The organism is Actinoplanes sp. URMC 104 (assembly GCF_051386375.1).
Lineage (GTDB): Bacteria > Actinomycetota > Actinomycetes > Mycobacteriales > Micromonosporaceae > Actinoplanes.
This window is the reverse complement of sequence record NZ_JBPQTO010000004.1, coordinates 859,741-884,455: the sequence shown is the minus strand read 5'-3', so window position 1 is coordinate 884,455 and position 24,715 is coordinate 859,741. Positions and strand designations below refer to the sequence as shown.

The window sequence follows — 24,715 nt, the reverse complement described above, 5'->3', positions numbered from 1 at the left end:
GCTCGACGGTACGGTTCCACGCGTGCGTCACTTCAGGTCGATCTTGTATGCTCTCGTGCTGGCACCGGCCGTGTGGGTGCTCACCGCGGTGGGCTTCACCCACGACCTGACCACCAGGGGACGCGACGACTTCGCGGTCGAGTCCGCCACCGGGCTCCTGCTGCTCGTGCTCGCCGGGGCGGCGTACGCCATCCTGCTCTTCGCCCCCATCTCGCCCGCCGGCCCTCTCACCGCCGGCGTCGCCTGTCTGGGCCTCTCGGTGTGGGCGCTGGCCTCGCCGCTCGGCTACGCGGGCGCCTGGCCCGCCGCCGTCGCCAAGGAGGGCTTCGACCTGAGCCGCCCGGGCTACGGCCTGGCCGCGATGTTGGCGTTGCCTCTTCTGTGTACGGCCTTGAGCGCGCGCCGCTGGCAGGGCTACGAGCCACCGGTGCTCCCGCTGATCGGCCAGCTCGGCCGGGCGCGGGGCAAGGCAGCCGTGCCGCCCGCTCAGCCCACCTTCGCGCCGCGGACAGCCGACTCCGACGCGACCGCCGTACTCCCCCCGCCGCCCGGCTCCGACGACACCACCACCGTCATCCCCGCCGGCCCGCGTGACAAGCCGGTCAGCGCCGCCCCCACCCCGGACAAACCACTCACGGCCCCTTCGACCGCGGTGGACGCCGCCAAGGAGGAGCCGGTTGCGGCCAGCCTGATAGCTGCGGACACCGGCGAGGACAACCAGGCGACCGTCGATCTGACCGTCGCCGCTGAGGACCGGATCGCGGAACGCTCGGCGGTAAACACCGTCAAGAACGAGCCGGTTGCGGTCAGCCCGATCGCGGCGGACACCGGCAAGGCCGACCGGGAAACGGTCGATTTGACTGTCGCCGGTAAGAATCAGAGCGCCGAACGCTCGGCGGTGGACACCGTCAAGAACCAGCCGGTTACGGCCGGCCCGATCACCGCGGATACCGGCAAGGCCGACCAGGCAACGGTCGATCTGACCGTCGCCGGTAAGAACCAGAGCGAAGAACGCTCGACGGCCGAGGGGGCGGTTGTCAGCGGGCCGACCACGAAAGGCCCGACGGCCGCGGAAACGGTCGACGACGAGCCGGCCGCGGAAGGCCCGACAGCCGCTGAAACGGTCGACGACGAGCCGGCCGCGGAAGGCCCGACAGCCGCTGAAACGAATACCGATGAGGGGGTTGCGGACGGCCCGATCGCCGAGTGCCCGACCGCCGCAGAGACGGGTGCTCGCGAGTCGGCCACGGCAAAGTCGACCGTGGTGGCGACGGGTGCGGGGGAGCACCCCAGCGCGGAGGAATCGCATGCCGGTGAGCTGGCTACGGAGCCCTTGACGTCGGTGGCGGCCGACGATGCGCCGACCGCGGAATCACCCGCGGACGCTACCGAGCCGATTCTCCGGAGCCCGGCCGCGGCGGAGCCGGGTGCCGGCGAACTGGCGGCATCGAACTCAACCGTGGCAGAGGCAGAGACCGGCGCTTCGCCCACGGAGCCCTCGACGGCGGTGGCGGCCGACGACGCGCCGACCGTGAAATCCCCGACGGCAGTGGATGCGGGCTCCGGCGAAGCGACCGTCGGGTCTCCGATGGCGGCGGCTACTGCTGAGGAAGGCGACGCGCCCAGGCCGAGCAACGCCGCGGATGCGCGAGGGACTGAGGTCGCCGAGGCCCCGCGGGAAGACGAAGCGGAAGAGGCCACCATCGCGCTGGCGACTCGGCGGGAGGAGCGTCAGACGGCGGTCGTGGTTTCGTCCGACGAGGCCGCGACCGTGGCGGCCCTCTGCAACGGGCAGGCGTCGACCAAGCGTGACGCGGTGGCCCCGGCGCCGGTCAATCGGGCCACCGTGACGCCGCCGCCCGCCGAGCCCGAGGTCAAGAAGCCAGCGACGGCTGACTCTGAGCGTGGCATCGCAGAAACGACGTCGGCCGCAGCGCCCATCGCCGTTGCCGAGTCGACCGCAGCAGCCGAGCCGCCCGCCGCAGCAGCCGAGCCGCCCGCCGCCGTGGCCGAGGCGCCCGCCGCCGTGGCCAAGCCGCCCGCCGCCGTGGCCGAGGCGCGCACCGCGGTTGCCGTGCCGCAGGCACCTGTTGACAAGTCGCCCGCCGTGGCCGCTGAGCCGCCGACCGCGGTCGCCCAGCCGCCCGTAGCTGTTGCCCAGCCGGCACGTGTCGACGAGCCGCCTGCATCTCTTGCCGAGCCGCCAGCACCTGTTGACAAGGCCCCTGCGGCGGTCGCCGAGCACCGCGCAGCCGGCGAAGAGATGCTGGCTGGCGTTGACAGCACGGCGGCGGTGAGCGAGGTCGTCGTCACGCCCGGGCTCGCGGATGTGAGCGGTCACGTCCAGGAAGCGCCCGCCGCTCCCAGCAGCGGAACGGCAGATGTCGAAGTTGCGGCGGAGGACGCCGCGACAGACGGAGATGTCGCCGCTGTAGCCGGGCTTCCGACCGCGGCCGACGGGCAGGCCAAGCCGTCGGCCGAGTCACCAGCCGGAACCGAAGCCGAAGCTAGAACCACCACCACGACCGCGACCCAGGCGGGGACCGCGACTGAGGCGGGGGCTGAAACTGAGTCCGGGACTACGGGCGGAACCGAGTTCGCGCCCGGAGCTCAAACCGAAGCCCCGGCCGGAACTGAGGCCGAGGAGACTGGAGCCGCGGCCGAAAGCGAGGCTGAGACAGAGAGAGCTGCCACGGCCGAAACCGAGAGCGAACCCGAGGCAGAGATAGCGGCCAGCGCTGGAACCAAGGCCGGGGCCGAGACGGGTACGGCAGATACGGCCGAGGTCGAGACCGCAGCCACGGCCGGAACCGAAGCCGAGGCCGAGTCTGGGGCGCAAATCAGGGCCGGGACCGGGGTCGAGAGTGGGGCTGAGGCCGGCGCCGGAACTGCCGCCGGAACGGAGGTTGACACCGAAGCCGGAACTACGGCCACAGCCGAGGCTGCAACTGGAGCCGGAATTGCGGCTGAGGCCGAAGCTGCGGCTGCAACCGAAGCGGGTATGTCGGCCGAAGTCGAACCCGAGATCGAAGCTGGAGCCGAGACCGAAACCAGAGCCGAGATTCAGGCCGGAGCGGAGGCTGGGGCCGGCGTCGAAAGCGGCACCGACACCGGGCTCAAGACCGAAGTCCGCGCGCCGGACGCCGGAACGACGACGGCGACCGAAGCCGAACTCGCAGCGGAGGACGGGCCGGCCGACGGCGATCGGGACGCTGCCGACACGAACGTCACCACTGCGGTGGCGGGCGACGCAGACCAAGACGTCGACGAGGTGGACGACGAGCTGGCGGACCTCTTCGTCACGGGGCGGGCCAAGCCGCCGCCGCAGGCGCGGATCGTGCCGGCTCACCTCGAGTCGACGCGGGAGCTGGACGGGCCGGATCCGGATCGGACGCGGGCCATCGACGTCGGGCAGATGACCACCAAGCTTCAGGTCACGCCGGGGGCCGGGGAGGACCTTCCGGCGGGCAACGAGCCGGTGAAGGCCCGCGCCTCGGTGGCGACGCCGGACAGCTCCGGGCCGGACCTGTCGGGGGCGGAGGTGACCCGTTCGCTGAGCGCCCCGGACCCGGACAAGACCCGTACGATCACGGTGGTCACGTCCGAGGACAGTGACATCGCGTACTGGCACAGCACCCCGGACGACGCCGAGGTCACCCAGTCGCTCACGGCGCCGGACCCGGACCGGACGCACACCATCAAGGTGGTGTCCTCCGACGACGTCGAGGTGACGCGGGACCTCGGCAGCCCGGACCCGGAACGCACCCAGGTCGTGCGGGCGGCCGCGCCGGACGAGGTGCTCCGGCTGCTGCCGCCCACGCCGGCGGCGAGCATCGCGCGTCATCCGGGACTGGTCGAGGATCACGGCGCGGACGGCGGCGGCGAGACCCAGGTGATCCGGCTCGACCCGGACCGTACGCAGGTCATCCGTCCGGGGACCGTGGAGCCGCCGGGTGAGCGTACGGAGATCATCCGACTGCCCGCCGCGGCGCCGAGCTCGATCGCGGGCGCGGAGAGCCCGAACTTCGCGGAGGACCCGACGAGCCGGATCGTGCCGCCGGACGGTGACGCCGACCGCGACGGGGAGGCGGAGCGGCGCGGCATGACCGTGATGAGCATGGAACGCCCACCCGAGGACGAGCCTGACATCCCTGCTCAGCGGCGGCCGAGCTGACGGACGCCGTACGGCCGAGTCGTACATATGATCGAAGAATGTAGTATCATCCTCGCATGCCCACGGACGACGCGCCCCTGAGCAAGCGGCAACGGCAGGTCCTCTCGATGATCCGCGAGTGGATCGACCAGCATGGCTATCCGCCCACCATCCGCGAGATCGGCGCCGCCGTCGGGCTGGACTCCCCGTCGTCGGTGGCCCACCAGCTCAAGGTGCTCGAGGATCGCGGCTTCATCCGCCGCGGTGCTCGCGGCTCGCGCGCCATCGACGTACGCACCCCGGGTGAGCAGGCGAACGTGCCCGTGCCCGTGGTCGGCACGATCGCCGCGGGCGCGCCGATCCTCGCGGACGAGAACATCGACGAGGAGCTCAACCTGCCGTTGAGCCTGGTCGGTCACGGCACGGTGTTCGCGCTGAAGGTCCGCGGTGACTCGATGATCGACGCCGCCATCTGCGACGGCGACACGGTGGTGGTCCGCCAGCAGCAGGTGGCCGACAACGGCGACATCGTGGCAGCCATGATCGACGGCGAGGCTACGGTCAAGGTCTTGCGCCGCAAGGACGGGCACACCGAGCTGGTTCCGCGCAATCCGGCGTACGACGTGATCCCCGGCGACGACGCCACGATCCTCGGCAAGGTCGTGACCGTCCTCCGCCGCATCTGATCCGCGGTCGGGCCCGGCTCGACGGTCGTCCACCGTGGAGAAAGGCGCTCGGGCCGCACCGGTGGAGATGCGGCCCGAGCACAGGGGTGGACGGCAGTGCGGGATCGAGAGCATGGACGGAACCCTCGATCCCGTCACCGTTCCGCAGCGGAATCGACTTCCGGCCGGACGGTTCGGGTCGTCGTGGCCATCGGCCGGCTCCGCCGGGGCGGCGGCGAAGAGGACCGGTCAGGGCGACCGGTGCCCGATTTCGCCGTCACGGCCGTGCCGACCAGGGAACTTCAGCGGTGACCGCGCGGGCTGACCAGGCCGACCTGGTGAGCCTCAGCGGTGACCGCCCGAGCCGCCGGGGCGACCGGGTGGAACTTCAACGGTGACCGCAGGCCGACCAGGCCGACCTGGTGAGCCTCAACGGTGACCGCCCGAGCCGCCGGGGCGGCCGGGTGAACTTCAGCGGTGGCCGCGCGGGCCGTGGTGACCGTGACCGAAGCCGCCGTGGCCGAAGCCGCCGTGGCCGCGGCCGCCGTGGCCGAAGACGTGGCCGCCGCCCCGCCAGTTGCGCTCGACCTCGAGGGCCCACAGGCCACGACGGAAGCCGAAGCGGACCCGCTCGCAGTCGTAGTCGTCCCAGCGGTTCGTCAGGTCGCCGATGCGGCCGGCCCGCTCGCAGTCGCGCAGCGTGCGGAAGTAGCCGACGACCTGGTCACGGTCCCAGTGCTTCTGCACCTTGGTCGTGGTCGACGGCTTCGCGGCCGGGGCGGTGGTGCTGTCGGCGGCCATCGCCGGGCCGGCGGCCATCGTCGCGCCGGCGACGAGGCCCATCGCCAGCATGGTGAACGTCCGGGCTGCCTTCTTCATACCAACCTCCAGAATTGTCGACTGCCTTGTGCCCCAGATCGTGGCATAACGGACGAAACAGTCCTGAGTAGGCTGATACGTACTTTCGGCTGATCTTGATTGGCCGTTTGTGCGGCGCGTCACACGAACCGCGAAACGGTGCAGCGTCGCCATTCGCCTTTGCACCGCGAAACAACGTCAAAGGCAGAATGCATGCCCCATCCAACGCGTTGTCGCGCCAATGGTGACCGGGCTATGCGGCCAGGGCAGTCGCCAGTGCCGTGACGAAATCCCCGAGGACTTCGGCGTCCGGTGCGTGGTCGGGGTTGACCTCCGTGACCACCAGCGCCGCCAGGCGCGGGCTGCGGGCGAAGACGGCGACACTGGTCATCGCCTCGTGCAGCGTGAGACCGCTGGGATCGCCGCCGGAATCGGGCACGTCGGCGATCGGCATGTCGGAGAAGAGCAGCACGTCGACGTCGAAGTGGAGCACGAACGACTCGCCGGCGGCCTCGGCGGCGGCCAGCGCCCTCTCCGCCGCGGACCGGGCGTCGCGGTGGACGTCCTCGGCGGGGATCCGCGTGATTCCCAGCTCGGTCAGCAGGCGCAGCTCGTGCTCCGACGAGTCCGCGCCCAGAACGTCCCCATAGGACACCACGCGGCCGGTCGTGAGCGGCGGCCCCACCGCGGCGACCTCCGGCCGATGGCCGGGCAGCCGCAGCAGGTGGGCCAGGCCCATGGCGTCGAAGTTGCCGTTCGGCCGGGTCTCGGGCGTGTAGAGGTCGGGACCACCGTCCATGTAGAGCAGTGCCGGTTCCCTTGCAGCGCGGGCAAAACCGGCCATCACGCCGACGGTGATACTGCAGTCGCCGCCGAGCACCAGCGGCGTACGCCCCTCGTCGACGACGGCCGCGACCCCCGCCGCGACGTCCTCCGCCACGGCGGCGACCATCGGCGCGTTCTGACCGTTGGGCCGGGCCGGATCCGGTCGCCAGCGAAAGCCCCGTACGTCGCCCCGGTCGTCCACGTCGAGCCCGCCCGCTCGCAGGTCGCTCAGCAGGCCCGCGGCGCGCAACGCGGCCGGTCCCTGCTCCAGCCCGGGCGTGTGCGCGCCGGCGCTCGACGGGACTCCCAGCACAGACCATCGACGGCTCATGGACCCATCCTGCCGAGGTCGCCACCGGCGCGCTGCCCCGCCCGCAGCAGGGCGACGTGTGCGACTACACGAGGCCGAACTTCAGGACCGTGGTGGACTCGTACGTCTCCCCCGGCCGCAGCACGGTGGACGGGAAGGTGTCGCGGTTGGGCGAGTCCGGGAAGTGCTGCGTTTCCAGCGCGAACCCGTCGCCCTGCCGGTAGGCGCGCCCGCTCGTGCCCGCGAACGTGCCGTCGAGGAAGTTGCCCGAGTAGAACTGCACGCCCGGCTCGGTGGTGTGCACCTCGAGCGTACGGCCGCTGCCCGGGTCGACCACCCGCGCGGCGAGACGCAGCCCGGCACCGGGGTCGTCCAGCACCCAGTTGTGGTCGTAGCCGCCGGAGATCAGCAGCTGCTCCTCACCCGCGCGGATCCGCTCGCCGATCGGCGTCGGGGTGCGGAAGTCCATCGGAGTGCCGTCGACCGGGGCGATCTCGCCGGTCGGGATGGCCGTGGCGTCGACGGGCGTGTACGCGGCGGCGTTGAGCTGCAGCACGTGGTCATAAATGGAACCGGAGCCCTCGCCCGCCAGGTTGAAGTAGCTGTGGTTGGTCAGGTTGACCACGGTCGGCGCGTCGGTCGTGGCTCGGTAGTGGAGGCGCAGCCCGTCGTCGGTGAGCGTGTAGGTGACCGTCGCCGTCAGCGTGCCGGGGTAGCCCTGGTCGCCGTCGGGGCTGACGTGGGTGAGCACCAGCCCGTCCGCCGTCGGGGCCGCCGACCAGATGCGCTTGTCGAAGCCGGTCGCGCCGCCGTGCAGGCTGTTGGGGCCGTTGTTGACCGGCACCTGCCACATCGCGCCGTCGAGCTCGAACTGGCCCCGGGCGATCCGGTTGGCGTACCGGCCGATGAGCGCGCCGAAGTACGGGCCGGGGTTGTCGACGTACTCCTGCAGGCTGCTGAAGCCGAGCACCACGTTGGCGACCTCGCCGTCGCGGCCGGGCACCTCGATCGACTGCAGGATGCCGCCGTACGTCAGGATCCGCACCCGCACGCCGCTGCTGTTGCTCAGGGTGTGCCGCTCGACGGAACCCTCGGAGGTCGCGCCCCAACTCTCGCTCATGCGCCCCACACTAGGTGTTACACGGATCCGAAGCCGGGGTGGCATCGCCGAGGGTGGAAATCAGCAACCGACCTTCGGAGGACGAGATGAGCACACCGACGATGGAGCAGCGGGTCGCCCGGGTCTTCGGCCTGCACGGCGACGGATGGATGCGGCACGCCAACCCGGCCAGCGTATGGACGCGCTTCAGCGTTCTCTGGATCCTCGCGCTGGCGATCTGGAGCCGCGACTGGATCGGCTGGTGGAGCCTGGGCGCGGTCGGGCTCGCGCTGGTCTGGATGATGGTCAACCCGCTCTTCTTCCCGCCGCCGCGCTCCACCCGCAACTGGGCCTCGCGCGGCGTGCTCGGCGAACGGGTCTGGGCCGCCCGCAACGACGTGGAGGTGCCGGCCCAGTTCCGCTCGCCGGTGCCGAACGTCTCGAACGCGCTGGGGGCGATCGGGCTGATCGTGCTCGCCTACGGGCTGGTCCGGTTCGACGTGGTGGCCGCCGTCTCCGGGGTGCTGATCACCAACATCAGCAAGGCGTGGTACATCGACCGGATGGTGCTGCTGTTCGAGGACATGCGGCAGCGCAACTCCGAGTACGCGTCATGGGACTTCTAGCCGTGCCAGGGCGGTCCGCGACGAGACGCCCAGCTTGGTGAAGACGTTGTGCAGGTGGTACTCGACCGTCCGCTTGCTGATGAACAACTGAGCCGCGGCCTGCTGGTTGGTCGCGCCCTCGACCACCAGCCGGACGATCTGCCGTTCCTGCGGGGTGAGCTGCTGCAGCGTGCCCGGCTCCCGCTTGCGGGCGGTCTCGCCGGTCACGCGCAGCTCCGCCCGCGCCCGCTCGGCCCACGGCCCGGCCCCGAGGAGGTCGAAGGCATGCACCGCCTCCCGCAACTGCGCGCGGGCCTCGGCTCGCCGCTTGCCGCGGCGCAGGAACTCGCCGTACGCCAGCCGGGTGCGCGCCAGATCGAAGGGCCGGTCGCTCGCCCGTCCCAGATCAAGGGCTTCGGCGTACGCGGTCTCGCCCGTCCCGTGCAGGGCCTGCGCCCGTCGCAGCAACGCCCGGGCGGCGGGCGACCCGGACGGGCCGGCGATCTGCGCGAAGGCGGCGAGCGGGGCCTCGACACCGTCCCGGCGGCCGGTCCGCGCGGCGGCCTCGACCAGGTCGGGCACGCACATGACGGCGAAGAACGGGCTGCCGGACCCGGGCGGCGCGGCCAGCATCGCGTGGAAGTGGCCGAGCGCCCCCTCCGACCGGCCGAGCCCCAGCTCGAGCAGGCCCAGGGCGTACGTGGCCGTGGTCGCGACCAGGCCCAGGCCGCGCGCGGCCGCCCGGGTCAGCGCCCGGCGCGCGTGGGAACGGCACTCGTCCTCGGCGCCACGCAGCGCGGCCACGTACGCGAGGGTGGCGTGATGGCGGCAGACGCTGGTGTCCTGACCCAGCTCGCCGGCCAGCCGCAACCCCTCGGCGGCGTGGGCTGCCGCACCGTCGTACCGGCCGGTCACCAGGTCCACCTCGGCCGCGTACTCCAGGGCGTGCGGCAGCTCGCCCACCGCGCCGCTGCGCCGGGCCTGCTCGACCGCGCGGGCGAACCAGGCCCGTCCGGCGGCCTCGTCGCCCACGAACAGCGCGGCGACGCCGGCCCAGAGCACCTGCCGCGGCTCGGTGAGGTGCTCGGCCACCGAGATCGCGCGGCGCAGCAGCACGGCGCCCGCGGCGGTGTCGCCCTCCGCGACCCGGCCCATGCCCTGCAGCAGGTCGCTGAGGAACCCGGCGGGTTTGTCGTCGGCCGGCAGGGTCGCCGCGCGCCGGCCCAGCTCCGCCGAGCGCAACGCGTCCCCGGCGTACGCCGCCGCCTCGGCCGCCTCGACCAGCATCTGCAACGCCCGGGTGGGCGCGACGGCCGCCGCCCGCTCGGACGCGGCGGCCAGCAGGTGGGCGGCCGTCAGCACGTTGCCCGAGTCGGCCTCGATGGTCGCGCGCACGTGCTCGGCCACGACCCGTACGGCGGGGTCGTCGTCCCCCGCCTCGGCGCGGTCGAGCAGCTCGCAGGCCTCCAGATGCCGGCCGCTGCGCCGCGCCGAGTCGGCCGCCGCGACCAGCCGGCGGCACCGCGCCGCCGGGTCGGCGCTCAGCTCCGCCGCGCGACGCAGAGCGGCGGCGGCAGCGGCATGCCCGCCGCGGTGGGCAGCCCGCTCCGCGGACCGTTCGAGGGCGTCCGCGACGTCCTCGTCCGCGCCCGCGGTGGCCGCCGCCCGATGCCAGGCGACCCGGTCGTCGCCGTGCACGCACGCGGCCAGCGCCCGGTGCGCGGCGCGGCGGTCGGCGGGGTCGGCGATCTGGTACGCGGCCGACCGCACCAGCGGATGCCGGAACGCGACGATTCCCCCGCCCACCTCGACGAGCCCCGCCCGTTCCGCCGCGTCCACAGTGCTCGCGTCGACGCCCGCGGCCGCCAGGATCACCGCGGTCTCCCCGGTCTCCTCGGCCGCCGCGACCAGCAGCAGCCTGCGCACCGCGTCCGGCAGGCGCCGCACCCGTTCGGAGAAGACGCGCTCGAGACGTGCGGGCAGCGGCAACCGGTCGTCCACCGGCTCCCGCCCGGCGAGCTGCCCGTCGGTCAGCGAGGCGGGCAGCTCCCGCAGGGCGAGGGGGTTGCCGCCGGCGAGCGTCACGAGCCGGGCGACCACGGTGTCCGGCAGCGCGGCCCGCTCCCGCAGCAGCGCGCCCGCCGCCTCGGCGTCGAGCGGCTCCAGCGGCAGCTCGGGCAGCCCGCCCGGCGGACTTTCCCGCGCGGCCATCAGCATCGCGACGCGCTCGGTGCCGAGCCGCCGGGCGACGAACACCAGCACGTCGGCCGACGGCCGGTCGATCCACTGTGCGTCGTCGACCAGGCACAGCAGCGGCCGTTCGTCCGCCGCCTCCGACACCAGGTTCAGCACCGCGACCGACACCAGGAACCGGTCCCCGACCGCCGCCGAGCCCAGCTCCAGCGCCCCGCGCAGCGCCTCGCGCTGGGTCGGCACCAGCCCCGGCAGGGCGCCCAGCAACGGCCGCAGCAGCTGGTGCAGGGCCGCGAACGGCAGCTCCGCCTCGGACTGCACGCCGCCGGCCCGCAGCACCCGCCCTCCGTGCCCGGCCGCCGCGTGGTCCAGCAGCGCGGACTTGCCGGACCCGGCCTCACCGAGCACGACCAGCGAGCCGCCGCGCCCCGCACCCGCGCCGGCCATCAGCTCCTCGACCGCGGCACACGCCGCCCGCCTGCCGTACAGCATCGAGGTTGATGCTGCCCCTTCGACCGCACCCGAGGGAAGGAGCCCGCAATGGTCCCGTCCACGTATCGGCCCGTTTTCCTGATCGCGGCCCCGCTCGCCTGGGCCGTGGTGCTGCTGTGGCATCCCACGCCCGACGTCGACGCGATCTACTCCAGCCTGCGCGACGACTCCACGCGCTGGCTCGTCGTCCACTTCGGCACGCTGCTGTTCATCGGTTTGACCGCCGTGGCCCTCGACCTGCTCGTCCACGACCTGCCCGGCCCGCTTCCCCGCACCGTCCGGTGGGCAGCCGCCGCGTTCGCCCTGTTCTACGGCGCCGCCGAGGCCGTCATCGGCATAGCCGCCGGCGTCCTGGTCCGCCACGGCGACGCGGCCGGCGCGCAGGCCCTCTGGGACGACCCCGTCTCCGACGACATCCTCACCACCCTCGGCGGCGTCGCCTGGGTCGTGGCCGTCCTGGCCGCCGCGCTGGCCCTGCACCGGGCCGGCGCCTCCCCCTTTGTGCCGCTCCTGCTGATCCTCTCCAGCGCCGTCGTCCTGCACGGCCCACCCATCGGCCCGCTCGGCCTGCTGTCCTTCGCCGGGGCCGCCCTGCTGTGGGAGCGCCGAGCCGCCGTCACCCGGACAGGAGCTTCTTGACGGCCCGGCGACGAGCTGCGCCACGCTGTGCCGTCGGGTGCTGGCGGAACAGCACCCGACGGACGGGGACAACCATGGCTCTGATCCTGCCGAAATGCAGGCTGTCGGCTCACTTGAGCATCTGGCGGGCCATGACGACGCGCTGGACCTGGTTGGTGCCCTCGTAGATCTGGGTGATCTTCGCGTCGCGCATCATGCGCTCGACGGGGTAGTCGCGGGTGTAGCCGTAGCCGCCGAGGAGCTGGACGGCGTCGGTGGTGATCTCCATGGCGGCGTCGGAGGCGAAGCACTTCGCGGCCGCGCCGAAGTAGGTCAGGTCGGCGTCGCCGCGCTCGCTCTTGCCGGCGGCCACGTAGGTGAGCTGGCGGGCGGCCTCGAGCTTCATGCCCATGTCGGCGAGCATGAACTGCACGCCCTGGAAGTCGGCGACCGGCTTGCCGAACTGCTTGCGCTGCTTGACGTAGTCCTTGGCGAAGTCGAGCGCGCCCTGCGCGATGCCCAGCGCCTGCGCGGCGATCGTCACGCGGGTGTGGTCGAGCGTCTTCATCGCGGTCGCGAAGCCGGTGCCCTCCGCGCCGATCATGCGGTCGGCGGGGATCCGTACGTTGTCGAAGTAGACCTCGCGGGTGGGCGAGCCCTTGATGCCGAGCTTCTTCTCGGGCGCTCCGAAGCTGACGCCCTCGTCGCCCTTCTCCACCACGAACGCCGAGATGCCGCGGGAGCGCTGGGTGGGGTCGGTGACCGCGAAGACCGTGTAGAACTCCGAGACGCCCGCGTTGGTGATCCAGCGCTTGACGCCGTTGAGCACCCAGTGGTCGCCGTCGCGGACGGCCCGGGTCGTCATCGAGGCCGCGTCGGAGCCGGCCTCGGGCTCGGACAGGCAGTAGGAGAACATCGCCTCGCCGGACGCCACCTTGGGCAGGTAGCGCTGCTTGAGGTCCTCGGAGGCGGCGATCAGCAGCGGCATGGTGCCAAGCTTGTTGACCGCGGGGATCAGCGAGGAGGACCCGCAGGCGCGCGCCACTTCTTCGATCACGATGGCGGTGGCCAGGGCGTCCGCGCCGGCGCCGCCGTACTCGACCGGGATGTGGGGGGCGTGGAAGTCGCTGGAGCGCAGCGCGTCGTAGGACGCCTTGGGGAACTCGCCGGTCTCGTCGGCCTCGGCGGCGTTCGGCGCGACCCGCGCGTCGCAGACCTCGCGCACCGCCGCGCGGATGGTCTCGTGGTCCTCCGGCAGCCGGTAGACGTCGAACTCACTCATGGCCCTGGCCCCTTCACTCAAGCAGTCCCGCCGCTATGTTACTGGCGCGTAGGGTACGCCGACCAGAGTCTGGGTATCACGGCGCCGGGCGTTTTCTATAGATGTCGGCCCCCATGAGCCTGTTCTAATGAGGTGTCGTACCGGCATGCTCAAGGGACGCAGTGGCCGGCAGGTCGAGGAGGTTCCGTGGCGCAGGCTGACCAGCCCGACAGCTACGACGAGGAGCTGGCCCGCATCGAGGCGTCGATCGCGGACCTCAAGATCCGTGACATGGCCGCGGCCAAGGAGCGCACGCAGATCGCCGCCAAGATCCAGGCGGCGCAGTTCCAGCGTGACATCCTCGCCCACGCGAACTCTCAGAAGAAGAGCGCCAGAACGGCGAAGAGCCGGCGCGTACGCCGCCGCGCCGCCGAGGACTTCCCGCCGCCCCCGCCGCCGGGGGTCGCGACCGACGAGCCACCGCCGCCCCCGCGCGCCCGGCCCGCCCGCTCCCGCCCCGACTGGGCACCGCCCGGCTCGGCCCACACCGGTCCGCCCGGCGTGGCCACCGACGGCGTGACCGCGCTGCTCGACGATCCGCCGCCGACCGAGCGGGCCACCCCGTCGCCGCGCCGCTCGGCGGGCTTCACCGGCGCCGAGCACCACCCGCCCGAGGCGTCCTCGCAGTCGGTGCAGAACATCCTGCTCGCGCTCGGCGCGCTGCTCATCGGCGTGGCCGCGGTGGTGTTCGCCGGCGTGGCGGTCAACAACCCGTTCGCCCGGGCGTTCATCCTCGCGCTGGCCACCGCCACCGCCCTGGTCGCCGCCCCCGGCATCGCCCGGCGCGGGCTGAGCTCGACCGGCGAGACGGTCTCGTGGGTCGGCCTGATCCTGCTGCCGCTCACCCTGTTCGCGCTGCACGGCAGCGAGGCGACCGGCGGGGCCGACGTGCCCGTCCCGCTCTACCTGGGCATCACGTTCGCGATCACCGCGGTCGCGAGCTTCCTGTACGCGGGCGCCACCCGTCTCGCAGCCCCGCGTTACGCGACCGTGGTGGCCGTGCAGCCCGTACCGCTGCTGCTGGCCGAGCCCATGATCGAGAGCCCGGCCGGCTGGGGCATGGCGCTGACCGTCGTCGCCGTGATCGACCTGCTGCTGCTCACCACGGTGATCCGCAAGGGCCGGCTGGTGCCCCGCTGGCCGTGGGGCCGCCCCGGGCCCGCCGACCGGCAGGCGCAGGACCCGGCGCCGCTGCCCGAGGACGCTCCGGAGCGCCCCGAGTCTGCGGGCGAGGAACCCGACCTGATCATCCCGGCGATGACCGGCCCGCGCCGCCGCTGGCTGCCCACGCGGATCTTCCCCGGCCCCCGCCCGGGCGACGCCCCGCCCGCCGGATCGGTGCCGCTGGCGCCCCCGGCCACCCCGCCGTCGGCCGACTGGCTGCGCGAGCTGACGTTCGCCCTGCTCTGCGTCGCCGGCGCCGGGGCCCTGCTGTATTCGTCGGTGGCGCTGCTGCAGGCCCGGGTGCTGCCCGACGCGCTGCGCTCCGGGCTGGTGCTGGTGCTGGCCGCGCTCACCGCGGCGGCGGCGGCCTCGCTGCTCGACAACCTGACCGCCCGCAACATCGCGGGTGGCGTGCTGACGCTGGCCGTGATCGGCGCGACCGCCCGCATCGCCGACGTCGTCTCGCCGCACTGGACGCTCGCGGTCGCCGCCGCGGTCATCGCGGTCGCCGGCGCCGTGGTCACGCTCGTCCCGCCCGAGGTGCGCCGCGGCCCGCAGATCGCCTCGGCGGTCGCGCTCGGCATCATCGCGCTGGTGCTGGTCGTCGACTGCCTGCGCGCCGCGCTCGCGCCGCTGCAGGCCGCGCGCCCGGTCTGGCACGCGGACACGGCGAACTACGCCCAGCGGATGGCCGAGGCCGCCGGCGAGCTGGGCTGGCTGCTCGCGTTCAGCGCGCTGCTGGTCACCATCGCCGCCGCGCTGGCCCTGCCGCCCAGCGTGCGGCACGAGGGCGCGGTCGCCGGCATCGCCCTGACCGCGCTCGCGGTGCCCGCCTCGCTCGGCCTGAACTGGTCGGAGGCGCCGTGGCCGCTGGTCATCGCCGCCGTCGGGCTGGGCGCCGCCGGGCTCGCCGCGACCACCCGGCGCATCGCGATCGTGCACGTGGCCGCGGCCGGCGTGGTCGGGCTGTTCGGCGCCGGGGCGGCCCTGGGCGCGGCCTGGCTGACCGCCGCCGTGCTCACGGCGCTGGCCGGCGCGGGCGTGATGATCGCCGTGGCGGCCCGGCAGATCCCGATCCGGCTCTACGCCTGGCTCGTCGGCGACTGGGCGTCCGGCGCCGCCGCGCTGGCCTTGCCCGGCGCCGTGGTCAGCGCCGCGCTGGCGGTCGCCGACCGGGGCGAGGGCCCGCCGCCCACCGAGGACGTCACCGTGCCGGCGCTTGCCGTCGGCTTCCTGGCGGTGGCCGCCACGCTCAGCTACGCCGCCGTGTTCCAGGTGGCCCGCCGCGACATCAGCGTGCCGCTCACCGCGGGCACGGGCCTCGGCGCGGTCTCGCTGGCCCTGGCCGCCCTGCTCGCGCCCGGCGCCACCGCGCCCGACGTCTGGGTCGGCGCGCTGCTGCTGGTCGCCGCCGGGCTGCTGTTCTTCTCGAAGTCGATCGACAACGGGCGGCGCAGCGACCGGATGCTCGACGGCCCCGACATCGCCGCCGCCGCGGCCACGGTCGCGATCTGCGGCGCGCTGGCCCGGGTCTTCGCGCTCGCCTTCCCCGAGGCCCCGCTGGCCGTGGCCGGCGTGGTCGTGCTGATCGTCGCGTCCGGCGTCGCCCTGCTGCCCGCCGAGTGGAGCCGCGGGCCCAACCGCGGGCTTGCCGTCGCGGGCGTCGTGGTCGGCGCGATCGCCGGATATCTGGCGCTGTCCGGCGCCGTACGCACGCTGGCCGTCTCCACCGACCTGTGGAACGCCGACCTGTCCGCGTTCCCGAGCCCCGAGCCGGGACTGTGGCAGGCGCCGTTCGCGCTGGTCGCCGTCGCCATCGCGGCCGCCATCGCGGCACCCCGCCCGTGGTCGTACCTGCTCTCCGCGATCGCCGGGGCGCTGGCCGCCATCGGCGCGCCGTTCGCGCTCGGGCTGCCCTGGTGGTCGCCGCTGCTGATCGGCGGCGCGGTGGGGCTGGCGTACGCGATGGCCGCCGTCGCCGCCGCCGAGCCCGCCGCCGCCCTGTGCCGGGCGGGAGCGGGCGCCGTCGTGCTGCTGCACGCCGTCCTGGCGTCGTTGGCCCGGCCCTGGTCGACCGCGCTGTCGCTGCTGCTGGTGGTGCTGATCGGCGCGCTCACCGCCGCCATGGCCCGCACCCGGGTCGCCGTGATCGAGGAACCGCCGCCCGGCACCCCGCTGCCCCCGCCCAGCCGGTTCGGGAAGCCGTCCCCGGTCACCGAGGCCGATCTGGCCCGCGACGACACCGGCATGCCGCGCCACCGCGCCCAGATCGGCGGCGCGGCCACCGGCGCGATCATGCTCGCGCTGCCCGGCGTGCTCGCCTCGGTCGCCGGCGGCTCGAGCTCCGACGCCCAGGTGGTGCTCACCGCCGCGCTCGCCGCCTCGGGCCTGAGCCTGGCACTGCTCGCGCTCATCGGCCGCCTGATCCCGCAGTTCCTGCCGTGGGCCACGCTCGGGCTGGTGCTCGGCGCGACGGTCACCGCGTTCGCGTCGATCCCCACCCCGCACCCGACCGCCCTGTACGCGGCCGCCGCGGCGCTGCTCGGCGTGCTGGCCGAGCTGCTGCGCGGCTCGATCCCCGCGCCCGGGCTCACCCTGGCGCCGCAGACGCTGTTCACCGGCACGCGCTATTCGGCACGCCGGTGGACCACCGCGCGCCCGCTCGGCCTGACCAACCGCTGGCTGGTCGACCCGGCCACCAGCGCGCTCGTGCTCGCCCTCGTGCCCACGATCCTGGCCGTGTTCTCGATCGCGCCCGCGCTGCGCGCCGCCCTGATCGACCCGCTGGGTCAGCTCAGCCACATCTGGGACGGCCCCATCCCCGCGCTGGCGAACCCGTCCTCCGGCTACGTCGACAGCACCAGCGTGCTCGCGATCGTGCTGCTCACCGGGGCCGCCGCGCTCGCCGCGATCGGCTTCGGCGGCCGCGCCTCCGAGGCCGTGCCGGTGATCCTGCCCGGCCTGGCGATCACCATCCTGATCGCGCCGATCGCGCTGGACTCGCCGTACCCGACGGCCTCCACCGCCGGGCTGGTCGTCTTCACGATCTCGATGCTGGGCCTCGCGCTCACTCCCCCGCCCGCCGGGCGCCGCTCGTCGCTGCTCGGCACGGTCCGCAGCATCGTCTTCGTGATCGGCCTGCTCGCCGGCAACGCGGGCCTGGCCGGCAGCCTCGCCCAGCAGCGCCTCACGCTGTTCACGTTCGGCACCGCCGTCTTCGTCGGGCTGACCGCCGCGCTGGGCGGCCGCAGCCGGCACGCGCGGGTGCTGGGCTGGGTGTTCGCCGCCGTGATGGGCCAGCTGTTCGTGCTCACCGCCGCGATCGCCGCCGGCGTGGCGCGCCCGTGGGCCGCGTTCGGCGTCCTCGCCGTCGGCGCCGCCCTGCTCATCCTCGAGGCCACCGTGCCCCGGCTCGGCCTCCCGCAGTTCCGGGCCGAGGCCACGACCGTGGAGTGGAGCGGCTACGCGTCCGCGCTGATCGCCGGCGTCATGGCGCTCGACTCCCCGCCCCACCTGGCCGCGCTGCTGACCGCGTGGGGCGCCGTGCTCGGCCTGGCCGCCGCGCGCGTGGGCCGTCCCCCCGGCCAGCGCCGGGCGCTGTTCTGGACGGCGGTCGGCTTCGAGATCGTCGGCTGGTGGCTGTTCATCGCGCTCGCCGAGGTCGCGGTCCCCGAGGCGTACACGCTGCCGTTCGCCGCCCTGGCCCTGCTCGTCGGCGTCATCGAGTCGCGCGACCGCGCCGACCTGAGCAGCTGGGCCGCGTACGGTCCGGCCCTGCTCGCCGCCTTCGTTCCGACCATCGGCATCGTGCTGGCCGGCAACGGCGGAGAGCTGCGCGAGGTCCTGCTCCTGCTGGGCGCCGTGGCCACACTGATCGTCGGCTCCCGCAACCGCCAGCAGGCGCCCGTGGTCGTCGGCGCCGCGGCCACGCTGATCGCCGCCGTCCACTTCGCCATGACCCTGGTCGGCCCGTGGCTGGTCCTCGTCCCGCTCGGCGTGATCCTGCTCTGGGTCGGCGCCACCAACGAGAACCGCCGCCGCACCCGCGAGGGCCTGCGCGGCGCCCTGGTGCGGATGCGCTAACCGGCGCCGGGCAGCAGCGGGCGCATGAAGGTGCGCTCGTAGCGCAGCACGCAGCCGGACTCGTCGCGGATGCGGTCGGCGGCGACGAACTCCGGGTCGCTGCCGAAGCGGCTGCGGTAACGCTCGTACGCCGCCAGGCTCTCGAAGCTGAACAGCGCCTCGGCCCTGTCGCTGGCGCCCTCGGCGGGCAGGAAGTAGCCGTGGTGGACGCCGCCGTGCTCGGCCACGAGCCGCATCCAGGCCCGCGCGAAGCGCTCGAACGCGTCGATCTTCGCGGGGTCGATCGTGTAGTGCACCACGCACGTGATCACGGCCCCACCGTACCCACAGGGAACGCCGATCGGCCGCAGCCGCCGTTGCCGCCGCGGCCAGGGCGATCCGCCTGACCTCGACGGCGGCTCGCACCCGCGCGAAGGCCGCCTCAGGACAAGCCGCGGACGAGGGTCGCTGACGGGTTCACATAGGACCTGCTCACCGCGACGACGGTGGGGACGGTCTCGTTGCCGTCGGCGATCGAGCGGACGGTGGCGGCGGCCTCGGGGTCGGACCAGATGTCCACCCAGTGGTAGCGGGCGGCCTCGCGGGCCAGCGACGTGCGCAGCCGCAGGCAGTACGGGCATCCGGGCCGCCAGTAGATGATCGGACGGCCGTCGGCGGCCTGGGCCGCGCGGGCCTGCGCGTCGGTGATCGAGCGCGGGAAGGCCGGCGGCGAGAACAGCACCGCGAAGACGGCGCAGACGACCAGGAACACCACGCCCGCGACCACCGAGCCACGGGCGATCGACAGCACGCCGACGACCACGCCCGCGGCGAGCAGGACGATCGTGGGACGCCAGCGGCGGGTCACCATGCGGCTACCCGAGCAGGCGCTCGCGCAGGGCCGCGTCCTTCTCGGCGACCAGCTTCTCGAGGCCCGCCTGGAAGTTCTCCATCCTGGTGCGCAGCGCGGGATCGGCCGCGGCCAGGATCCGTACGGCCAGCAGGCCGGCGTTGCGGGCGCCGCCGATCGAGACGGTCGCCACGGGAACGCCGGCGGGCATCTGGACGATCGACAACAGCGAGTCCATGCCGTCGAGGTGCTTGAGCGGCACCGGTACGCCGATGACCGGCAGCGGGGTGAGCGCGGCCACCATGCCGGGCAGGTGCGCGGCGCCGCCGGCCCCGGCGATGATCACGTGCAGCCCGCGGGAGGCGGCCGACGAGGCGTAGTCGACCATCTTGCCGACCGTACGGTGGGCCGACACCACGCCGACCTCGAACGGCACCTCGAACTCGGCCAGCGAGACCGCGGCGGCCTCCATCGTGGGCCAGTCCGAGTCGCTGCCCATGATGATCCCGACGAGCGGCGCCATTACCGGCCCTCCTGAAGCCACTGGGCGGCCCGCGCCGCACGGGCGCGCACCGAGGTCATGTCGTCGCCGAGCACGGTGACGTGGCCGATCTTGCGGCCGGGGCGCACCTGCTTGCCGTACAGGTGCACGCGCGCGCCGGGGTCCTCGGCGAACAGGTGGTGCAGCCGCTCGTCGATGGCCATGCCGCCGGGCTCGCCGCCCAGCACGTTCGCCATGACGACCGCGGGCGCGGCCAGCGAGGTCTCGCCCATCGGGTAGTCGAGCACGGCCCGCAGGTGCTGCTCGAACTGCGAGGTCCGCGCGCCCTCGATGGTCCAGTGGCCGGAGTTGTGCGGGCGCATCGCGAGCTCGTTGACGACGATGCCGGCGTCGGTCTCGAACAGCTCGACGGCGAGCAGCCCGACCACGCCGAGGGCATTGGCGAGGTCGATCGCGAGTTGCTGCGCCTCGAGCGCGAGCTGCTCGGGCAGGCCGGGCGCCGGCGCGAGCACCTCGACGCAGATGCCGTCGCGCTGCACGGTCTCGACCACCGGGTACGCCGCGACCTGCCCGAACGGCGAGCGGGCCACCAGCGCGGCGAGCTCGCGGCGCAGCGGCACGCGCTCCTCGACGATCAGCGGGATGCCGGTCGACACGAGGTCGTCCGCGGCCTCGGCGGAGGACAGCATCCAGACGCCGCGCCCGTCGTATCCGCCGCGGGTCGCCTTGGCCACGACGGGCCACACGCCGCCGGCGAACGCCTCGATGTCGGCGGCCGTCGAGACCCGGGCCCAGCGCGGCACGGGCGCACCCATCTGCTGCAGGCGCTCGCGCATCAGACCCTTGTCCTGCGCGAACACCAGCGCCGCCGAGCCGGGATAGATCTTGACGCCCTCCGCCTCGAGCGCCTCGATGTGCTCGGTGGGCACGTGCTCGTGGTCGAAGGTGACCGCCTCGCAGCCCTTCGCGAACTCGCGCAGTGCGGACAGATCGATGTGCGTGCCGATCCGTACGTCGGCCGCGACCAGCGCGGCGCTGTCGTCCGGCGACACGCTGAGCACGCGCAGCGACTGGCCGAGGGAGATGGCGGCCTGGTGGGTCATCCGGGCCAGCTGGCCACCACCCACCATGCCGACTACGGGCAGACCGGTTCGGGTATCCATGGCCCGCCCAGCCTAGCCAAGCCGCTGCTCAGCTCAGCCGGGTGGTCAGCTCCTCGGGGCTGGTCACCGGACGGTCACAGACGAAGTGCCGGCAGACGTACGCCGTGGGGACGCCGTTCTGCAGCGGCCGGTCGGCCAGCAGCGGCACCCCGGGCAGGTCCGGCTCGCCGGCGACGATGACCGTGCCGGGCGGCGCGTGCCGGTGGGCAGCGGCCAGCAGCGGACCCTCCTGACCGGGCGGGGCGGCGATTGCGATCTCGTACGGTCCGGTCAGTGCCGCCTCGGCGACGGCTGCCGCATATCCGGCGTACCGCGGATGTCCCCCGATGATGGGGCCGGCGGTGGCCAGCGCCGCGTCGGCCGCCTCGCGATAGCTCGGTTCGCCGCTGAGGGCCGCGTACGCCACCAGCGCCGCGCAGACCGACGAGAGCCCCGACGGCGTGGCGTTGTCGGTCGGGTCCGCCGGGCGGGTGACCAGCTGCTCGGCGTCGTCGGCCGTGTCGTAGAACCCGCCGGAGCCGGTGCCGAAGTGCTCGAGCGCCACGTCGAGCAGCTCGCGCGCCCGGTCCAGCCAGACGCCGTCGGCGGTGAGCTGGTGCACGGCCAGGAACCCCTCGGCGACACAGCCGTAGTCGTCGAGCACGCCGGCCGGCTCCCCCACCACGCCGTCGCGCGAGACGCGGCGCAGCCGGCCGTCGACCACGTGCCGGGTGGCGAGCACCTCGGCGATCCGCAGGGCGGCCTCCCGGGTCGTCGCCGAGCCGGTCAGCGTGCTGTGCTCGGCCAGCGCGGTGACGGCCAGGCCGTTCCACGAGGCCACCACCTTGTCGTCGCGGGCCGGCTGGGGACGCCCGGCCCGGGCGGCGAGCAGGCGGCCGCGGACGTCGCGCCAGCGCTCGACCAGCGGCGGGTCGGCGGCGTCGATGTCACGGGCGAGCACGAGCACGCTGCTGCCGTGCTCGAACGTGCCGCCGGGCGTGACCCCGAACAGGTCGGCGGCCCAGGGCCCGTCCTGCTCGCCGAGCGCCTCGGTGAGCTGGGCGGGCGTCCAGGCGTACGTCAGGCCCTCGACGCCGGCCGCATCGGCGTCGAGCGCGGAGGCCAGCCCGCCCTCGGGGGTCGCCAGGTCGCGCAGCAGGAACTCGGCCGTCTCGTCGGCGATCCGCCGCGCGAACGGGTCGTCGGTGAGCCGCCAGAGCTGGGTGTACGCCCGCAGGAGCAACGCGTTGTCGTAGAGCATCTTCTCGAAGTGCGGCACGGTCCAGGTCGCGTCCACCGAGTAGCGCGCGAAGCCGCCGGCGAGCTGGTCGTAGATGCCGCCCCGGCCCATCCGCTCGGCGGCGTGGCGGACGACCTCGAGCGCCTCGTCGGAGCCGGTGCGCTGGTGGTGGCGCAGCAGGAACAGCATGTTCATGTGCGGCGGGAACTTCGGCGCGCCGCCGAACCCGCCGTGGGTCGTGTCCTGCTCCTTGAGCAGGCCGTTCGCCGCGGCGGTGAGCAGCTCGGCCGACACCGGCGCCGTGGGGCCGCCGACCAGCTGGGCGCCGCCGATCGCCTTGACCACGTTGGCGCCCTGCTCGATCACCTGCGAGCGCTGGTCACGCCACGCCGTGGTGACCGAGCGCAGCAGCTGAGCGAAGTTGGCCTTCGGGTAGTAGGTGCCGCAGAAGAACGGATCGCCCTCGGGCGTGGCGAAGACCGTCATGGGCCAGCCGCCCTGCCCGGTCATGGCCTGGGTGGCGGTCATGTAGACGGCGTCGACGTCGGGCCGCTCCTCGCGGTCCACCTTGATCGACACGAAGCCGTCGTTGAGCAGCCCGGCGATCTGCTCGTCCTCGAAGGACTCGTGCGCCATCACGTGGCACCAGTGGCAGGCCGCATAGCCGACCGAGATCAGCACGGGGACGTCGCGCCGCCGCGCCTCCTCGAACGCCTCGGCGCACCAGGGCCACCAGTCCACCGGGTTGTCCTTGTGCTGCACCAGGTACGGCGACGTCGCGTCGGCGAGGCGGTTGACCATCCTGCCACTCCTGACTTCTGCCACGGTCTGTCACGGATCGTCCCGTGACCCCCGAGTCTGACACACGGGTCCGGCTGTCCCCGCTGCATTGCCCGCCGGGCGAGGCGATATGCGCTCAGGCCGCGAGCAGGCCGATTCCGGTGGTCACGACGCCGGCCGCGAGGCACAGGGCGCCGATCCAGACGAGCACGATCAGCTTGTTCGGCCGGACGACCTCGCCGCGACCCGTCGACGAGAAGAAGAAGCCGGCCGACATCAGGACGGCCGCGGCCGGCACGCCGAGGCGGGCGATCGACCCGGTCACGCCGTCGAGCCCCGCCGCGTCGGCCAGCAGCAGGTTGACCAGCCCGAGCGTGACCAGCATGCCCGCGTGGCCGTGACCGGCGCGCGCGAACGCCTTCTGGAACTCGGTCATCTCGACGGCGCCCCGCACGATGCGGGTGAGGAACCAGCCGCCGAACTCGATCGTGACGATCGTCAGCAACACCACGCCCGCGATGGACCGCGAGGAGTCGCTCAGGATCAGGTTCTGCATGGCTGTGTCTCCCCCGGTTCGGCCGCTCGTAACACCGTTATGAAACACCGTTATGATAGGACTGTCAAATGCCCCCTCCCAAGGTTCACAACGAGGCCCTGCGGTCCGCGCTTCTCACCCGCGCCGCCGAGCTGGTCTCCACGCAGGGCCCGGACGCCTTGAGCCTGCGCCGCCTCGCCAAGGACGTGGGCACGTCGACGACCGCCGTCTACTCGCTGTTCGGCAGCAAGGCCGCGCTGCTCGACGAGCTCTACCGCGAGGCCGTGCACCGCTTCGCCGCCGCGCTGGCCACCGTCGAGCCGACCGCCGACCCGCTCGCCGATGTGATCCGCATGGGCGTCGTCTACCGCGAGTACGCGCTGAGCGACCCCCACCTGTACGAGATCATGTTCAACCGCAGCTGGTCCGACCCCTCGACGGCCGGCGAGGAGCTGCTCCAGACCTTCCGCCCCCTGCTCGACGCCGTGCAGCGCGGGCTGGAGTCAGGCCTTCTCCGCCCGGCGCCGGCCGAGAGCATCGCCCTCTCCTGCTGGGCCACCGTGCACGGCCTGGTCACCTTGGAGCTGAACGGCATAGTTCCCCCCGGCGCCGCCGTCGGCGATCACCACCTGGCGATCCTCACCGCACCCCTCGACGGCTGGCGCGCACACCCACCGCAACCTCCCCCACCCCGGCCCTGACCATCCGCGCCGCCGGCATCACCGTCGCCGCCTTCCTCGTGCGGCGCGTTCTGGCAGCAGCTGCCGCACAGCGGTTCAGCGCTCGCCCGACGATTCGGCGGAAGCGGCGATTCCCGCCCTCCGGATCAGGCGCGGCGTCCGCCCCGGCACCGACCGCGGCCGACCGCTGCGACCATGCCTACATGCGTCAGGTCTCACCCACCCTGACCCGCAATGCGGCATGCATCATTGTTCGCCAGAGTGGGCAGGCTTCGCCGAAGGCAGCCGCGTACCGCCTCCTGCCTTTTACCTGCTGCCTCCGACCCCCTGATCTGCCTTCCGCCTCCTGCCATCGCCTGCCGCCTCCTGCTTTTCGCCTTCCGGCTCCTGCTTCCGCCTTCGGCCTTCCACCCCTCGCCCCTCGCTTCTCGCCTCTCGCCTCTCGCCTCTCTCGCTCCTCGCTCCTCACCCCTCACCCCTCACCCCTCACCCCTCACCCCTCACCCCTCACCCCTCACCCCTCACCCCTCACCCCTCACCCCTCGTCGGTGCAGCATGCATCGTGCAGTGAGGCGGCGTTCGACGGACATCACCGAAAACTAAAGCGGTCGGCCAGCTAGG

General features: G+C 73.5%; 17 protein-coding genes. 6 read left to right on the top strand and 11 right to left on the bottom strand.

Annotation, left to right across the window (positions count from 1 at the left end):
• The first annotated feature begins 22 nt into the window (after positions 1 to 22).
• Together ACSNN8_RS17960 and lexA are read left to right on the top strand one after the other, a co-directional pair.
• On the top strand, positions 23 to 4,174 hold the full coding sequence (locus tag ACSNN8_RS17960) for a hypothetical protein (protein ID WP_436650350.1): 4,152 nt from the start codon (positions 23 to 25) through the stop codon (positions 4,172 to 4,174).
• Positions 4,175 to 4,230: 56 nt separating this feature from the next.
• On the top strand, positions 4,231 to 4,839 hold the full coding sequence (gene lexA / locus ACSNN8_RS17955; protein ID WP_436650349.1) for a transcriptional repressor LexA: 609 nt from the start codon (positions 4,231 to 4,233) through the stop codon (positions 4,837 to 4,839).
• A 450-nt stretch (positions 4,840 to 5,289) separates the two neighbouring features.
• Here lexA and ACSNN8_RS17950 read toward each other — a convergent pair whose 3' ends face one another.
• The 3 genes from ACSNN8_RS17950 to ACSNN8_RS17940 form a co-directional block, all read right to left on the bottom strand.
• On the bottom strand, positions 5,290 to 5,697 hold the full coding sequence (locus ACSNN8_RS17950) for a hypothetical protein (protein ID WP_436650348.1): 408 nt from the start codon (positions 5,695 to 5,697) through the stop codon (positions 5,290 to 5,292).
• A gap of 232 nt (positions 5,698 to 5,929) precedes the next feature.
• Complete coding sequence (locus ACSNN8_RS17945) at positions 5,930 to 6,832, bottom strand: arginase family protein (RefSeq protein ID WP_436650347.1); 903 nt, start codon at positions 6,830 to 6,832, stop codon at positions 5,930 to 5,932.
• Between the two features lie 64 nt (positions 6,833 to 6,896).
• Positions 6,897 to 7,931, bottom strand: coding sequence for an aldose epimerase family protein (locus ACSNN8_RS17940; protein ID WP_436650346.1), 1,035 nt, complete (start codon positions 7,929 to 7,931; stop codon positions 6,897 to 6,899).
• 86 nt (positions 7,932 to 8,017) lie between these two features.
• On the opposite strand from ACSNN8_RS17940, the gene ACSNN8_RS17935 reads away from it, so the two are divergent.
• Positions 8,018 to 8,536: a DUF6653 family protein gene (locus ACSNN8_RS17935; protein ID WP_436650345.1), complete on the top strand. Its 519-nt coding sequence runs from the start codon at positions 8,018 to 8,020 to the stop codon at positions 8,534 to 8,536.
• Here the strand turns inward: ACSNN8_RS17935 and ACSNN8_RS17930 are convergent.
• A complete protein-coding gene (locus ACSNN8_RS17930) occupies positions 8,522 to 11,200 on the bottom strand; it encodes an AAA family ATPase (RefSeq protein ID WP_436650344.1) in 2,679 nt (892 codons plus the stop codon). The two genes, ACSNN8_RS17935 and ACSNN8_RS17930, sit on opposite strands and share 15 nt — an antisense overlap.
• Positions 11,201 to 11,248: 48 nt before the next feature.
• On the opposite strand from ACSNN8_RS17930, the gene ACSNN8_RS17925 reads away from it, so the two are divergent.
• The gene (locus tag ACSNN8_RS17925; protein ID WP_436650343.1) at positions 11,249 to 11,839 is read left to right on the top strand and encodes a hypothetical protein; all 591 of its coding nucleotides are present in this window, start codon (positions 11,249 to 11,251) and stop codon (positions 11,837 to 11,839) included.
• 109 nt (positions 11,840 to 11,948) lie between these two features.
• Here ACSNN8_RS17925 and ACSNN8_RS17920 read toward each other — a convergent pair whose 3' ends face one another.
• The gene (locus ACSNN8_RS17920; RefSeq protein ID WP_436650342.1) at positions 11,949 to 13,100 is read right to left on the bottom strand and encodes an acyl-CoA dehydrogenase family protein; all 1,152 of its coding nucleotides are present in this window, start codon (positions 13,098 to 13,100) and stop codon (positions 11,949 to 11,951) included.
• 186 nt (positions 13,101 to 13,286) lie between these two features.
• Here ACSNN8_RS17920 and ACSNN8_RS17915 point away from each other — a divergent pair, with 186 nt between their 5' ends.
• Positions 13,287 to 18,386 carry an SCO7613 C-terminal domain-containing membrane protein gene (locus tag ACSNN8_RS17915; RefSeq protein WP_436650341.1) on the top strand — a complete coding sequence of 1,700 codons (5,100 nt, stop codon included), beginning with the start codon at positions 13,287 to 13,289 and terminating at the stop codon, positions 18,384 to 18,386.
• On the opposite strand, the gene ACSNN8_RS17910 is transcribed toward ACSNN8_RS17915, so the two are convergent.
• The 6 genes from ACSNN8_RS17910 to ACSNN8_RS17885 all read right to left on the bottom strand — a co-directional run bounded on the left by ACSNN8_RS17910 (position 18,383) and on the right by ACSNN8_RS17885 (position 23,435).
• Positions 18,383 to 18,697 carry an NIPSNAP family protein gene (locus ACSNN8_RS17910; RefSeq protein WP_436650340.1) on the bottom strand — a complete coding sequence of 105 codons (315 nt, stop codon included), beginning with the start codon at positions 18,695 to 18,697 and terminating at the stop codon, positions 18,383 to 18,385. The genes ACSNN8_RS17915 and ACSNN8_RS17910 overlap by 4 nt on opposite strands.
• A 110-nt stretch (positions 18,698 to 18,807) precedes the next feature.
• Positions 18,808 to 19,236, bottom strand: coding sequence for a glutaredoxin domain-containing protein (locus ACSNN8_RS17905; protein WP_436650339.1), 429 nt, complete (start codon positions 19,234 to 19,236; stop codon positions 18,808 to 18,810).
• Between the two features lie 4 nt (positions 19,237 to 19,240).
• Positions 19,241 to 19,738: a 5-(carboxyamino)imidazole ribonucleotide mutase gene (gene purE, locus ACSNN8_RS17900; RefSeq protein ID WP_436650338.1), complete on the bottom strand. Its 498-nt coding sequence runs from the start codon at positions 19,736 to 19,738 to the stop codon at positions 19,241 to 19,243.
• Positions 19,738 to 20,880: a 5-(carboxyamino)imidazole ribonucleotide synthase gene (locus ACSNN8_RS17895; RefSeq protein WP_436650337.1), complete on the bottom strand. Its 1,143-nt coding sequence runs from the start codon at positions 20,878 to 20,880 to the stop codon at positions 19,738 to 19,740. The genes purE and ACSNN8_RS17895 overlap by 1 nt, the downstream gene beginning before the upstream one ends.
• Positions 20,881 to 20,908: 28 nt before the next feature.
• The gene (locus ACSNN8_RS17890; RefSeq protein ID WP_436650336.1) at positions 20,909 to 22,900 is read right to left on the bottom strand and encodes a thioredoxin domain-containing protein; all 1,992 of its coding nucleotides are present in this window, start codon (positions 22,898 to 22,900) and stop codon (positions 20,909 to 20,911) included.
• A gap of 115 nt (positions 22,901 to 23,015) precedes the next feature.
• Positions 23,016 to 23,435, bottom strand: coding sequence for a hypothetical protein (locus ACSNN8_RS17885; protein WP_436650335.1), 420 nt, complete (start codon positions 23,433 to 23,435; stop codon positions 23,016 to 23,018).
• Positions 23,436 to 23,503: 68 nt separating this feature from the next.
• Between ACSNN8_RS17885 and ACSNN8_RS17880 the strand changes: the two genes are divergently transcribed.
• Complete coding sequence (locus ACSNN8_RS17880; protein WP_436650334.1) at positions 23,504 to 24,115, top strand: TetR/AcrR family transcriptional regulator; 612 nt, start codon at positions 23,504 to 23,506, stop codon at positions 24,113 to 24,115.
• Positions 24,116 to 24,715: the final 600 nt, after the last annotated feature.